The sequence below is a fragment of the Nocardioides euryhalodurans genome (assembly GCF_004564375.1).
Classification (GTDB): Bacteria; Actinomycetota; Actinomycetes; order Propionibacteriales; family Nocardioidaceae; genus Nocardioides; species Nocardioides euryhalodurans.
Genome location: NZ_CP038267.1, coordinates 2,232,395 through 2,245,980, shown reverse-complemented (window position 1 = coordinate 2,245,980; position 13,586 = coordinate 2,232,395). Strand labels below are relative to the sequence as shown.

The following is a 13,586-nucleotide window of genomic DNA, read 5'->3' as shown; positions in this document are numbered from 1 at the left end:
CGTGCGGCCCCGTGGGCATCTCCTACCATCGGCCCCGTGAGCGGATTCAGGGATCGGCTGGGACGGGTGCAGACCGAGACGTGGCTCCGCCTGGCGTTGGGGGGTGGCACCCTCCTGGTCGTCCTCGTGGCCACGATCGTCTGGGGGCCGGACCCGGAGGAGGTCGCCACCCGGCTGGAGGACAAGTACGGCGTCGACGAGGTCTTCTGGGACCAGGGGTGGTCGAAGCGGCGCAGCGACCTGGTTGTCGACGGCCGGGACCTCAGCGATGACTGCACCGTCGACGGGACCTGGGGCTCGCTGGACGACGTCGAGATCGTGTGCACCCGCGACGTCGGGATCGGCCGCGTCGAGGCGCCGTGACCGACCGAGGGTCACGAAGCCTGACCCCGGCCACGGAGAGGACCCTGCCGGTCGAGGTGGTCGCGGCCGAGGGCGCCGATGGTTGCGGCGTGCTCCCCGAGGGGTGAGGAGGCGGACCAGCCGTCACGTCGGGTGACCTCCCGCACCTCCACCATGGCCTCGCCGGCCGAGGTGTAGAAGCCGTAGGACAGGTCCCGTCGGGCCTTCTCGAGCAGGTCGCGCACGTGGAAGAGCGAGGTGTTGTCGATGCCGCTGGTGCGTACGTCCACGGGAGTGACCCGCTCAGCCTCGAGCGCGGCGAGCATTGCGTCCAGCTGCTGCACGCCCCGGGGGCCGAGGTCGGTCACCCGACGTCCGCGCCAGACCACCGCGCAGTAGACGACGACCGCTGCGCCGAGCGTCCCGACGACCCCCCACGCCACCGTGAATTCCGCCCCCTGGAGGGAGCCGACGACGACGACCACGAGGAGCAGCAGGCCGACCGCGCCCAGGATGCGCAGCACCGCGCCGCCGAGGGTGCCCTCGGCGAAGCGCCCGGACGCGCCGGTCGGCGGTCGACTCACCTCACCCACTGTGGCACTCCCGCCCGGTCACCGACCACCGGGGACCATGTAGTCGCCCTGCTGGGTGTAGCCGGCGTCGCGCAGCACCTGCAGCTGGCCGGCGTGCTCGCCCGGGCCGTCGGTGCCGACGTAGACCGGCCGCTGGTAGTCGATCGCTTCCTGCAGCGGACCGCTTCCCATGGCGTTGACGTGCCCGCCCGGGTCGAGGTCGGTGAGGAGTCGGACGTCCTGGGAGTTGCCGATCACGGGTACGGGGTCCGGCCCCAGCTGGGGGTTGGCGCTGGGGTAGTCCAGGGGCGGCTGGCTGCGCCCCTCGATCATCCGGCCCAGGGCGAGGTTGTCCACCTTGAGCTGCAGCGGACCGGTGACCGCGCCCTGGACGCCGCTCTGGACCGTGGCCCCGCCCACCGTCTTGAGGTAGTCGGTGGGCGAGTGCGGGCCGGCCCCCGTGAAGTAGTTGACGTTGCCCTTGGTGAAGCCCTCCGCCGCACCCGAGATGCCGCCCGAGACGACGGCCTGGCGCATCATCGTCCGGGCGCCCATCTTCACCGCCATGCCCGCGGCGACTCCGCCGAAGGCCCCGAAGGCGCCCGAGACCGCGACCTCTCCCCAGTTGACGTTGCCGGTCGTGACCTGCTGCACCATGGTGTCGACGCCCGCCGAGATCAGCATGCCGCCGACGATCTGGGCGCCGGGCACCGGCACGAACATGGCGGCGGCCCCGAGGGCCGTGAGCCCGGCGCCGATGAGGAACTCCTTGCTGGTGACGCGGTCTGCCACGGTCGCGGCCATCGTCGTGAAGCCGTTGTGGCTCGCGTTGTAGGCCCGCAGGTCCTCGTCGGTCAACGGGTCCAGGCCGAGCGGGTCCAGGGCGTGCAGGGGGTCGTTGCCCGCGTAGGAGTACGGGTTGTGTGCCCAGCCGGCGCCCGCGGTCGTGGTGACCGGGTCGACCGAGAGGAAGCCCCGGCTGGACGGGTCGTACACCCGGGCACCCAGCCACTCCAGACCGGCGACCGAGAGCCCCCCGTCGGCGCCGACGCCCGTGCCACCGGCGAGCAGGCCCGCCGTCGCGGGCCCCCCGGTGGCCCACGGGTCCGTGCCGGTGTCGCGCCGCCCGCGCCAGCCGGCAGCGGCCCAGCTCTCGCCGAGGCCGGTGAGCGGCCCGGCGGTGAGGACGGAGAGGTCGCCGACGCGGACCGGGGTGGGCGCGAAGCCCGCGGAGTCCCAGTGGATCGCGACCCCGGCGACCTCCGCCAGCTGGCCGGTGGCGTCGACGTGCAGCTCGGTGCGCCGGGTCTCGCCGTCCGGGAGGTGGTCGGTGACGGTGCTCAGCCATCCCCGGCCGCTCCAGGCGAGGTCGCGGACGGCGCCGTCGCGGGACTGCTCCCGGATCCGGCGGCCCGCGCCGTCGTAGGTGTAGCGGGCGGTCGCCGTGCCGTCGCTGGTGGAGACGAGCTGGCCGGCCGCGTCGTGGTGGTGCTCGAGGGTCGAGTCGCCGGCCGTCTCCGCCACCAGGCGGCCGGCCAGGTCGTAGCGCCACCGGGTGGTGGAGCCTCCCGTCCTGGCCTCGACCAGCTGACAGGCCTGGTCGTAGCCGAAGGCGGTGTGGTCCTCGCCACGGGTGAGCCCGACGATGCGGCCCTGGTCGTCGCGGTGGACCTCGGTACGGGTGAACCCGGACTCGTCACCGACGGTGTGGGCCACCACGGCCCCCTCCGCGTGCTCCCACCGCTGCACGATCGCGCCGGCGGTGGCCTCGACCACGCGCCCGGCGAGGTCCCGTGCGAAGGTCGCGCGCCCCAGCAGCGGGTGGTCGACGGCGATGACGTCGCCGCCCTCGTCGCAGGTGTAGTACGTGGTCACGCCGTCCGGGGTGGTCATGCTCGTACGCCGTCCGTCGGCGTCGTAGCCCCAGGAGACGGTCTGGCCGTTCGCGGAGCGGCTGACCAGCCTGCCCAGCCCGTTCCACTCCAGCTCGATGTCGCACGCGGCGTCGCGCGTGGTGTCGGTGACCGTGGCCCGACGCGTCCTCACGTCGCGGGTGATCCGCGCGACCATGCGTCCGTTGACGGTCAGCGACTCGTCGAGGCCGGCTGCGTCGTACCCCACCTCGATCACGTCGCCGACAGGGTCCTGCTGCCACACGAGGCGACCGGCGCCGTCGTAGCGGGCGCGGGTGGTGCGGCCGAGGGCGTCGGTCAGTCGCGTGCAGCGGTCGAGGGCGTCGAACTCGCGGACGGTGGTGTGGCCGAGCGGGTCGGTGACCGACACCGCCCGTCCACCGGCGTCGTAGCCGTACCGGGTGACCCCGCCGTTGCCGTTGACGACCTCGACCAGCTGCCCGGCGGCGTCGTAGCGGAAGGTGCGGTGGCCGTACCAGGTGTCGGAGGACTCCACGACCCGGCCGGCGGCGTCGTAGCGGTAGCGCGCCACGCCGTGGCCCGGGCGGCGGGAGGCGACGACCCGACCGCAGGCATCGTGCTCGATGCGACCGGTCTCGCCGGTCGGCATGGTCACCGCGACCAGCCGGCCGTCCGCGTCGTGGGACCGCGTCGTCCGGCCGCCCCGGGGGTCGAGGACGGCGGCCAGCCGGCCGCAGGCGTCGTACTCGTAGGAGGTGGTCCGGCCGGCGGGCGTGGTGACCCGGGTGACCCGCCCGGCGGCGTCGCGCACGATGCGGGTCAGGCCGCCGTCGACGTCGAGCTGCTCGACCGGCCGTCCACACCGGTCGTGGACCCACATCTTCGCCGAGCCGTCGACGCCGCGTCCGGAGACGGGCCGACCGAGCTCGTCCAGACCGATGGTCCGGGTCGCGTCGCCCTGCGCGACCGTCAGGGTGCGGGCGCCCCGGTCGCGCCGCTGCTCGGAGCGCACGCCCGTGGGGTCGACCGACACGGTCGGCATGCCGTTGACGTCGTACTCGGTGCGCCAGCTGCCGCCGGACGGGTCGATGGTCTCGACCAGCCGCGACATGGCGTCGTGGGTGTAGCGCCAGACCGCGCCGTCCGGCAGCTCCACGGCGGCGAGGTTGCCGAGGTCGTCGGTCCGGCGGGTGATCGCGCGACCCAGCGGATCGATCGTGCGAGCCGCGTCGCCGGCGTCGTCGTGCTCGATGTCGGTGCGGGCGCCGGTGGGGTCGATGACCGTCGAGAGCCGTCCGGCGGTGGTGTGCTCGAAGCGCCAGACCGCGCCGTCGGGATCGCGCCGGGAGGCCAGGGCCCCGGAAGGTGCGTACGTGTAGGTGGTCCGGTGCCCCAGCGGGGTCGTGGCCGCGACCACGCGCCCCTGGGCGTCGCGGTCGAGGCGCGCCACGTTGCCGAGGGCGTCGGTCGTCGCGACGAGGTCGCCGTGCGCGTCGTAGGTGAAGGAGACGCTCACCCCGGCGGGGTCGACGAGGTGCGTGAGCAGTCCGTCGCTCCAGGTCATCTCGGTCCGGCCCCCCTCGGGGTCGACCAGGAGGGAGGGGCTGCGCTCGTCGCCGGTGTAGGTGTACTCGGCGATCCCACCCGCCGCGGTGACCACGGTGGTGAGCCGGTCCGCGTGGTCGTACCCGTAGGTGAGGTCGGCGCCGGTCGGTGTCACCTCGCGGACGGTCCGCCCCCGGTCGTCGAACTCGCGGACGGTGGCGGAACCGTCGCGCTCGGTGACCAGGACCCGGTTGCCGTGGGCGTCGTAGGAGAACGACTGGCGCTGCTCGTCGGAGTCGACGGCGCCGACGAGCCGGCCCTGCTGGTCGGAGATCCAGGTGTTGGAGCGACTCCCGTCGGCGTCCGAGACCACCGTGACGTTGCCGGGGAGGTAGACGAAGCGGCTCACCCGACCGTGGCGCGAGCGCTGCGTGGTGACGCGGCGGTGGGCGTCGTAGGCGTTCTCGGCCTCGACGACGCCGTCGGCGTCGGTGACCGCGTCGATGAGCCCTTGCTCGTTCCAGCGGTACGTGCGCGTGCCCAGTCCGGTCCTGACCTCGACGAGCCGGCCGGCCCCGTCGTAGGCGTACGTCACGTCGCGGCCGGAGGAGTCGGCGGCGCGGACGACGCGGTCGAGGTCGTCGTCCCAGGTGAGGTCGATCTCCCGCCCACGCTCGTGGGTCAGGCGGAGGACCCGGCCGGCCGCGTCGCGGTCGAGGCGGACGGTGGTGCCGGGCCCCCGGGTGTGCTCCAGGAGCCGACCGTCGCGGGTGTGGGTCCACCGCTCACCGTCGTTGGAGGTGGCGACGAGGTGGTCGCCCTCGCGCGCCAGCCAGAGGTTCGTCCCGCGGCCGCGGTCCCAGCCGTCGCCCAGCCGGGGGAACACGACGACGCGGCCGTCGGACAGCCGGAGCCGGGCGGCCTCGTCGTCGAGGCCCAGGGCGGCCTCGGTCCAGCTCGACCAGCCGGGGCCGAAGCCACCGACACCGGTGTCGAAGGAGTTGTAGGTCCGGTCGAGGACCAGCGAGGCCGAGCCGGCGGTGAAGGCCAGGTCGGTCTCGGTCTCGGTGAAGTTGCCGGTGGCGGCGTTGACCGGGTCGTCGGCGTAGCCGCTGGTCGGCATGGCGCCGAAGGCCTGCGGCGGGTCGATGGTGATGTCCTGGCGGCTGGCGTCGATGCCGCGCGCCTGCAGTGCCGCGGTGAACGCGCTGTTGGACAGCGTCGAGACCTGGCCCTCGCCGCCGGCGGCCTCGAAGGCGGCGGCGATCGTGGTGGCCCACCGCACGTCCTCCTCGTTGGCGGCGAGGTACTGGGCGAAGCCGGCGAAGACGTCGTCGGCGCGCAGCTCGCCCCAGCCGCAGCCGGCCACGAACGTCGAGTAGGCGCTTCGGCAGCTCGTCGGCTTGCCGGCGAGGGAGGCGTTGGCGCCGCGCGAGCCGTTGGCGAAGGTGCGCAGGTCCGAGGGCCGGGCCGAGGAGGTCCCGCCCCCGCTGCTCCCGCCGCCCGACCCCGGGGTCGGGGTCTCCCGGGGCTTGGGTGGGATCACGGTCGGCTCGAAGGAGCTCGGCTCCGGCATGTCGGGGACCGGCGCGTCGTTGCCGTCGGTCATCCAGTCCCAGCCCTTCTCGAGCAGGCCGCGGTCGTCCTGCTCCCGCTGCCACTCCCGGGCCCGCTGGCGTCGCTCCTGCTCCGCGGCGGCCTCCTCCGCGAGGTCGCCGGTGTAGCGGGCGACGTCGCGCAGTCGGGCGGCCACCTCCTCGGCATCGGCCTTGGCGGTCTCCTGGTTGCGGGCGAACAGCTCGGAGAAGTAGCCGCGGAACTCCCTGCTGGCGGTGACCACCCAGCTGGCCCGCGACCCGCCCTGGCCCTCGATGACCCCGGCGGCGGCGTTGCACAGGCGGATGAGCTCGTCCGCCGCGGCGTGATCGAAACGGACGTCTTCGGTGACGGGCCCCAGACCCACGACTGCTCCTCGAGATTCGCCTACGTCGCACGGGCTCGAGGGCTCAGCACAGTCCTCGCCCGTGGCCGGGCAAGAACGTCGATCCCCCGTCGTGCTGCGGCGGAGGCTACCGGGTGGTGGGGGAGCACGCGGAGGAATGGCGACTTCTGCGCCTCGTCGGACTCACGCGCCGGCGTCGCCCTGCTCGTCGGCCCGGCGCTCGGTCAGCCTGCGCTGGCCGCGTCGTTGGAGGGGGATCAGCAGGGGCAGCAGCGCGAGCAGCACGAAGGGCCCGGCGATCGGCAGCACGCCCCGGTCGTAGAGGACCACCACGACCACCGTCCCGACGACCGCGACGAGGACGGCGGGCAGCCAGGTGCGGGCGCCCCGTGGATCGGTGGTCGGCGCAGGGGTCGGCATGGGGCGGATCCTAGGTGCCGTCCGCCGGCTCAGTCTCCGTTGGTCGACTGGGCCTTGATCGAGGCCGCGACGGAGTGGTCCGGGTCGGACTCCGGCGGCGTCTGCTCCCGCAGCACGACCACGGTCCTTCCGGCGACCTCCAGGGTCGCGCCCGCCGCGAGGGGGTCGCGCTCGTCGGCCGAGCCCGCGGTGTCGATGACGACGTCCCACCCGGCGGCGTACTCCTCGCTCGGGAGGGTCGCGGTGACCCCGTCCCCGCCGGCGTTGAAGTAGAGCAGGAAGTGCTCGTCGGTGATCGGGTTGCCGGTCTCGTCGGTGCCGGGGATGCCGTGGCCGTTGAGGTACATGCCGATCGCGGCGCCGCCCTCGGCCTGCCAGTCCTCACCCTCCATCGGGGTGGCGTCCAGGTCGAGCCAGACGATGTCGTTGAGGCGGGTGCCGTCGCCGGTGCGCACGGTCGTACCGGTGAAGAATCGCTTGCGGCGGAACGTCGGGTGCTCCTTGCGCAGCCGCGCGACCGCAGCCGTGAACTCCACCAGCGGTGTGTCGACCTTGTCCCAGTGGACCCACGAGAGCTCGGAGTCCTGGGCGTAGGTGTTGTTGTTGCCCTGCTGGGTCCGCCCGAGCTCGTCGCCGTGCAGCAGCATGGGGACGCCCTGGCTCAGCAGCAGCGTGGTGATGAAGTTGCGCTGTGCGCGGGCCCGCAGCTCCAGCACCTGCGGGTCGTCGGTCGGTCCCTCGACGCCGTGGTTCCACGACCGGTTGTGGCTCTCGCCGTCGTTGTTGTCCTCGCCGTTGGCGTCGTTGTGCTTCTCGTTGTAGGACACCAGGTCGCGGAGCGTGAAGCCGTCGTGGGCGGTCACGAAGTTGATGGAGGCGAAGGGCCGGCGGCCCGAGTGCCCGTAGTAGTCCGAGGACCCTGCGAGCCGGCTGGCGAAGTCACCGAGGCTGGGCTCGCCGCGCCAGAAGTCGCGGACGGTGTCGCGGTAGGCGCCGTTCCACTCGGTCCACAGCGGCGGGAAGCCGCCGACCTGGTAGCCGCCCGGGCCGATGTCCCACGGCTCGGCGATCAGCTTCACCTGGCTCACGACCGGGTCCTGCTGCACCATCTCGAAGAAGGTCGCCAGCTTGTCGACGTCGTAGAACTCGCGAGCCAGCGTGGCCGCGAGGTCGAACCGGAAGCCGTCGACGTGCATCTCGGTCACCCAGTAGCGCAGCGAGTCCATGATCAGCTGCAGCGAGTGGGGCTGGCGCACGTTGAGGCTGTTGCCGGTGCCCGTGTAGTCCATGTAGTAGCGCTGGTCGTCCTCGACGAGCCGGTAGTACGCCGGGTTGTCGATGCCCTTGAAGCTCAGCGTCGGACCGAGGTGGTTGCCCTCCGCCGTGTGGTTGTAGACGACGTCGAGGATCACCTCGATGCCCTCGTCGTGCATCGCCTTCACCATGGACTTGAACTCCTGGACCTGCTGCCCCTCGCCACGCGCGGCGTAGGCGGAGTGGGGGGCGAAGAAGGCGAGGGTGTTGTAGCCCCAGTAGTTGCGCAGCCCCTGCTCGAGCAGGGTGCTGTCCTGGACGAACTGGTGGACCGGCATCAGCTCGAGCGCGGTCACGCCGAGCTTCTTGAGGTGGCCGACCACCGAGGGGTGGGCGAGACCGGCGTACGTCCCCCGGTGCTCCTCGGGGACGTCGGGGTGGAGCTGGGTGAGGCCCTTGACGTGCGCCTCGTAGATCACCGTCTCGTTGTAGGGCGTGTCCGGGTGCCGGTCGCCCTCCCAGTCGAAGTAGGGGTTGATCACGACACCGAGGGTCATGTGGGCCGCGGAGTCGTCGTCGTTGCGGCTGTCGGGGTCGCCGAAGTCGTAGCCGAACAGGGACTGGTCCCAGTCGATCTCGCGGGTGGTGGCCTTGGCGTACGGGTCGAGCAGCAGCTTGTTCGGGTTGCAGCGGAGGCCGCGCTCCGGCTCGTACGGGCCGTGGACGCGGTAGCCGTAGCGCTGTCCGGGCTGCACCTGCGGCAGGTAGCCGTGCCAGACGTGGGCGTCGACCTCGGTGAGCTCCACCTTCGTCTCGGTGAAGCCGCCGCGCGGGCCCACCTCGAACAGGCACAGCTCGACGCGCTCGGCGACCTCGCTGAACAGGGCGAAGTTCGTGCCCCGCCCGTCGTACGTCGCGCCGAGCGGATAGGCCGTTCCGGGCCAGACCTGCACTGGTGACCTCTGTTCGTCGTGTCGGATCCGGTGTTGGATCGATACAAGTCTATCGGTGGGTCTGCGACCCCTCGCACCGAACGGGGTCCCTCAGTCGACGGACATCCTGAGCGAGACGTAGAGCCCCGGGGCCGGGCCCAGGTCGGCGTCGTCGTTGAGGCTGACGATGAGCGTGGCCAACCGGTCGTCGAGGTCCCGCTCCGCGACGAAGCCGGTGGCGTTGTCGCTGCGCACCTGCCACCCGCGGTCCTCGGCCGTCACGAGCGCCTCGGCGAGCACCTCCGCGGGGTCCTCGTCCGGTGGGATCTCGAAGATGCGCAGCACCTTGGCGGGTTCGGGCTTGCCGAGCATGCCGCCGCTGCTCCCGCGGTCCTCGTTCCGGTCGACCTCCTCCATGCCGGCGAGGGTCCCGGTGGCCATGGGGTCGTCCTGGAGGGACGACAGCTCCGGGGCGCAGGCCGACAGGAGCACCAGCACGCCTCCGATGAGCAGCCGTCGCGCCAGGGGGCTAGCGACCGTCCTCACTGAAGTGCTGGTAGTCCTCGAGGGTCGTCCACGCACCGCCCCACTCCCACCCGATCTCGTCGAAGGCGGCCACGACCGGACCGTCCGGCGTGATCATGCCCGGTCGCACCCGCTCCCGTTCGAGGTACGACGACGCCCGCTCGGGCAGCACCACCTGGCCGGATCGGTAGGGGTTCTGGAAGGTGTTGACGTCGACCGCCAGTCCGTAGGCGTGCTGCGAGAACGAGCTGCCGCCGGTGGTGAGCCGGCATACGAAGCCGCCGGTGCCGTTGCCGTCACCGGTCGGCGGCGCCTCCTCGTCGAGCGAGCGGACGATCAGGACCTGCTCCATCGGGAACCGCGCCTCCCACAGGCGTCGGAAGACCTGGTCGAGGTCCTCGGCCACGCGGGCGTGCACGAGCAGCTCCCCGGTGTGGCGCCGGCCGTCGAAGCCCAGGAACACCACGCGCAGCCAGGCGAGCTCGTCGCGGGCGACCGGGCAGCCGGGCTCCCACGTCGAGCGGTCGACGACCGCGCCCGGCGCGGGTGAGACCAGGCGGGAGGCGTAGCCGCGACCCGGCAGCATCGGCACCGTGTCGGGCAGCGTGAACGCCCGCCGGACCAGCGCCGGCGGGGTCGGGCGCACGACGCCGTACCCGTCCGCGGTCTCGGGGAGCGCACGCCGGAACAGCCAGGGCGGAGGCTCGCTGCCGGGACCGTACGCCGCGCCCCGCAGCGTGCCGTCGGTGCTCGGCGGTCCGGGCCGACGGGGTTCGCGTGGCGGCCGGGTCCTGGGCGACTCCGCCGGGGTCGGCGAGGGGGACGTCGACGGGGACTCCGACGGCCGGGTCTCCGGCTCCGGCTGCTGGTCGGCGGAGCCGCACCCGGCCACGACCAGGACGCCGGCCAGCAGGGCCGCCGCGGCCGCCGTACGTCTCGTCACACTCCGAACCTACGTGGGCTACTGGCGAGTAAGGTATGGCCGCATGAAGCGCAGCATCTACGACGAGGACCACGAGGCCTTCCGCAGCTCCGTCAGGGAGTTCCTGGACCGCGAGGTCGTGCCCGACCTCGACGAGCACGCCAGCAACCACGGGCTGCCGCGCGACTTCTGGCTCGCCGCGGGCAAGCAGGGCTTCCTCGGCCTCGAGGTCCCCGAGCAGTACGGCGGCATGGAGGCGGGTGACTACCGCTTCAACGCGGTGCTGACCGAGGAGCTCGCCAAGGTCAACATGACGCTGCCGAGCTGCGTCGGCATCCACGCCGACATCGTCGCGCCCTACCTCGTCCACCTCACCAACGACGAGCAGAAGGAGCGCTGGCTGCCCCGCTTCTGCACCGGGGAGCTGCTGACCGCGATCGGCATGACCGAGCCGTCCGGCGGCTCCGACCTCGCGGCCCTGCGCACCACCGCCGTCCGCGACGGCGACGGCTGGATCCTCAACGGATCGAAGACCTTCATCACCAACGGCGGCTCCGCCGACCTCGTCGTGGTCGCGGCGCGCACCTCCCCGGAGAAGAAGGCGAAGGGCATCTCGCTCTTCGGCGTCGACACCTCCGCCGAGGGCTACTCCGTCGGCCGGGTGCTCGACAAGGTCGGCCAGGACGAGTCCGACACCGCCGAGCTCGCCTTCGAGGACGTCCGGGTCAGCAACGACGACCTGATCGGCGAGCTCGACACCGGCTTCATCTCGATGATGCAGTTCCTGCCGCAGGAGCGGCTCGGCTCGGCCGTCACCAACCTCGCCCACGCCGCCCAGATCCTCGACGAGACGGTCGCGTACGCCAAGGAGCGCAAGGCGTTCGGCCAGCCGATCGGCTCCTTCCAGAACACCCAGTTCCTGCTCGCGGACCTGGTCACCCGGGTCGAGGTCACCCAGGCGTACGTCGACCAGTGCGTCCTCGCCCACACGCGCGGCGAGCTGACCGCGGTCGACGCGGCGAAGGCGAAGTGGTGGACCTCGCAGGTCCAGAACGACGTCCTCGACCACTGCGTCCAGGTCTTCGGCGGCTACGGCTACATGAACGAGTACCGCGTCGCCCGGGCCTGGCGCGACGCCCGCGTCACCAAGATCTGGGCGGGGTCGAACGAGATCATGAAGATGCTGATCGGGCGAGACCTGGGGTTGTGAGGGTGGCGGGGTGACGTGTGGTCTCCCCGGTCGGCCGGGGAAAGCCCGGGGTTCGTCCCCCGAGCAACGGGCACGAACCCCACGACTCGCTCGCACGGCTGCGCGCGGCCACACCCCCAGGTCAGCGCAGCCTGCCCTTGCTTGCGGGGCGTCGCGGCGAGGGTGACGATCGGAGCATGACCAGTGACGCCGGGACGGCCGGCCTCGACGTGGGCCCTCACGACGACGAGCCGCACACCGGAGGGTTCAACAACCGCCTGAACTGGCTGCGGGCGAGCGTCCTGGGCGCCAACGACGGCATCGTCAGCACGGCCGGCCTGGTGATGGGCGTCGCCGGCGCGACCAGCGACTCGCAGGCGATCGCCGTCGCGGGCCTGGCCGGGCTCGCGGCCGGGGCCTTGAGCATGGGCGCGGGGGAGTACGTCTCCGTCAGCACCCAACGTGCCTCCGAGAACGCCCTGCTCGCCAAGGAGCGGCGCGAGCTCCGGGAGGAGCCCGACGAGGAGCTCGCCGAGCTGGCCGGCCTCTACGTCGAGAAGGGCCTCAGCGAGGACCTCGCGCTCCAGGTCGCCCGCCAGCTCCACGAGCACGACGCCCTGGCGGCGCACGCCGAGACCGAGCTGGGGATCGACCCCGACGACCTGACCAACCCGTGGCACGCCGCCTGGGCCTCGATGCTGGCCTTCACCGTCGGCGCGCTGCTGCCGCTGCTGACCATCACGCTCACCCCGCCCGACGTACGGATCTGGGTGACGGTCGTCGCGGTGGTCGTCGCGCTCGCGGCCACGGGCTGGGCGAGCGCGTGGTTCGGCCGCGCGCCGACCCGACCGGCCGTCGTCCGCAACGTGGCCGGGGGCGTCTTCGCGATGGCGGTGACCTACGCGGTCGGTGCGCTGCTCGGCACGCGCATCGGCTGAGCCTGCGCAGGCGCCCGGCCCGTGGACGCCCGCAGCACGAGCTCGGGCTTGTAGAGGTACTCCTGCGACGGCACCGGGAGGCCGTCGATGGCGTCGGCGAGGGCCGAGACCGCGGCCGCGCCCAGCGCCTGCACGGGCTGCCGGACCGTGGTCAGGGGCGGGTCGAGGTACTGGATCAGGCGCGAGTCGTCGAACCCGACCACCGAGACGTCCCGGGGTACGTCGAGGCCGGACTCGCGTGCGGCCTGGATCGCACCGAGCGCCATCAGGTCCGAGCCGTTGACGATCGCGGTCGCCCCCTTCGCGAGCAGCTGTCGGGCCGCAGCCGCGCCGCCCTCGGCCGTGAACAGCCCCTCGGCGATCCAGCCCTCCGCGGCCGCGGGCGACAGGCCGAGAGTGTCGACGAGGGCGCGGACGAAACCGTCACGCTTGCGCAGTGCCGGGACGTAGCGACGCGGGCCGATGGCCAGACCGATCCGCTCGTGGCCGAGCTGGACCAGGTGGCCGACCGCGACCTTCATCGCCTCGACGTCGTCACACGAGAAGAACGGGGCGGCGATGCCCTCGGCGTACCCGTTGACGAACACGACCGGCATGCCGCGGGAGATCAGCCCCTGGTAGCGCTCGTGGTCGGCGCGGGTGTCCGCGTGGCGGCCCGAGACGAAGAGGATGCCGGCCACGCCGTGGTCGAGCAGCGACTCGACGTACTCGTCCTCGCTGATGCCGCCCGGCGACTGGGTGCAGAGGACCGGGGTGAAGCGGCGAGCCGCCAGCGCGTCCTCGATGACCTGCGCGAACGCGGGGAAGATCGGGTTCTCCAGCTCCGGGACGACCAGCCCCACGAGACCCGCGCTGCGCCGGCGCAACCGGCTGGGCCGCTCGTAGCCGAGCACGTCGAGCGCCGTCAGCACCGCGGCGCGGGCACCGTCGCTGACGCCGGGCTTGTCGTTGAGGACGCGACTGACCGTCGCCTCGCTCACGCTCGCCTGCGCGGCGATGTCGGCCAGGGTTGCCATGGGGAGAATGAAAGCGCCTCGACAGGATCCGCGCAAGGATTTCGCAAGAGCGTCGCAAGGTCTTCCATTTCTTGCAGGCTTCTTGCTATGGTCCCGCGACAGCCTGTCAGACCGG

10 protein-coding genes are annotated in these 13,586 nt (G+C 72.5%); 3 read left to right on the top strand and 7 right to left on the bottom strand.

Translation table 11 applies throughout. From position 1 onward, the window contains the following. Positions 1 to 36 precede the first annotated feature (36 nt). Complete coding sequence (locus tag EXE57_RS10700) at positions 37 to 363, top strand: hypothetical protein (RefSeq protein WP_135077363.1); 327 nt, start codon at positions 37 to 39, stop codon at positions 361 to 363. An 11-nt stretch (positions 364 to 374) separates the two neighbouring features. Here EXE57_RS10700 and EXE57_RS10695 read toward each other — a convergent pair whose 3' ends face one another. The 6 genes from EXE57_RS10695 to EXE57_RS19955 form a co-directional block, all read right to left on the bottom strand. After that, positions 375 to 926, bottom strand: a complete 552-nt coding sequence (locus EXE57_RS10695; RefSeq protein WP_135077361.1) for a hypothetical protein — start codon at positions 924 to 926, stop codon at positions 375 to 377. A 27-nt stretch (positions 927 to 953) separates the two neighbouring features. Then, positions 954 to 6,296 carry a DUF6531 domain-containing protein gene (locus tag EXE57_RS10690; protein WP_135077359.1) on the bottom strand — a complete coding sequence of 1,781 codons (5,343 nt, stop codon included), beginning with the start codon at positions 6,294 to 6,296 and terminating at the stop codon, positions 954 to 956. A 162-nt stretch (positions 6,297 to 6,458) separates the two neighbouring features. Continuing rightward, complete coding sequence (locus EXE57_RS10685; protein ID WP_135077357.1) at positions 6,459 to 6,695, bottom strand: hypothetical protein; 237 nt, start codon at positions 6,693 to 6,695, stop codon at positions 6,459 to 6,461. A gap of 29 nt (positions 6,696 to 6,724) precedes the next feature. After that, positions 6,725 to 8,902 (bottom strand): glycogen debranching protein GlgX, encoded by a 2,178-nt coding sequence (gene glgX, locus EXE57_RS10680; RefSeq protein ID WP_135077355.1) that lies wholly within the window; start codon positions 8,900 to 8,902, stop codon positions 6,725 to 6,727. Between the two features lie 90 nt (positions 8,903 to 8,992). Further along, entirely contained in the window at positions 8,993 to 9,427 is a 435-nt protein-coding gene (locus tag EXE57_RS10675) for a hypothetical protein (protein ID WP_135077353.1), read from the bottom strand. Further along, positions 9,411 to 10,349, bottom strand: a complete 939-nt coding sequence (locus EXE57_RS19955; protein WP_135077352.1) for a M15 family metallopeptidase — start codon at positions 10,347 to 10,349, stop codon at positions 9,411 to 9,413. Before EXE57_RS19955 ends, EXE57_RS10675 begins: the two co-directional genes overlap by 17 nt. Positions 10,350 to 10,392: 43 nt before the next feature. Here EXE57_RS19955 and EXE57_RS10665 point away from each other — a divergent pair, with 43 nt between their 5' ends. Further along, positions 10,393 to 11,538: an acyl-CoA dehydrogenase family protein gene (locus EXE57_RS10665; RefSeq protein ID WP_135077350.1), complete on the top strand. Its 1,146-nt coding sequence runs from the start codon at positions 10,393 to 10,395 to the stop codon at positions 11,536 to 11,538. 176 nt (positions 11,539 to 11,714) lie between these two features. Continuing rightward, positions 11,715 to 12,455 (top strand): VIT1/CCC1 transporter family protein, encoded by a 741-nt coding sequence (locus tag EXE57_RS10660; protein ID WP_135077348.1) that lies wholly within the window; start codon positions 11,715 to 11,717, stop codon positions 12,453 to 12,455. Here EXE57_RS10660 and EXE57_RS10655 read toward each other — a convergent pair. Beyond that, positions 12,416 to 13,471 carry a LacI family DNA-binding transcriptional regulator gene (locus EXE57_RS10655; RefSeq protein WP_135077345.1) on the bottom strand — a complete coding sequence of 352 codons (1,056 nt, stop codon included), beginning with the start codon at positions 13,469 to 13,471 and terminating at the stop codon, positions 12,416 to 12,418. The two genes, EXE57_RS10660 and EXE57_RS10655, sit on opposite strands and share 40 nt — an antisense overlap. Between the last annotated feature and the right edge of the window lie 115 nt (positions 13,472 to 13,586).

What these genes read in the sequence shown, in the direction of transcription:
- EXE57_RS10655 (WP_135077345.1), bottom strand. Translation starts at nt 13,471, where the DNA reads ATGGCAACCCTGGCCGACATCGCCGCGCAGGCGAGCGTGAGCGAGGCG.
- EXE57_RS10685 (WP_135077357.1), bottom strand. Translation starts at nt 6,695, where the DNA reads ATGCCGACCCCTGCGCCGACCACCGATCCACGGGGCGCCCGCACCTGG.
- EXE57_RS10660 (WP_135077348.1), top strand. Translation starts at nt 11,715, where the DNA reads ATGACCAGTGACGCCGGGACGGCCGGCCTCGACGTGGGCCCTCACGAC.
- EXE57_RS10665 (WP_135077350.1), top strand. Translation starts at nt 10,393, where the DNA reads ATGAAGCGCAGCATCTACGACGAGGACCACGAGGCCTTCCGCAGCTCC.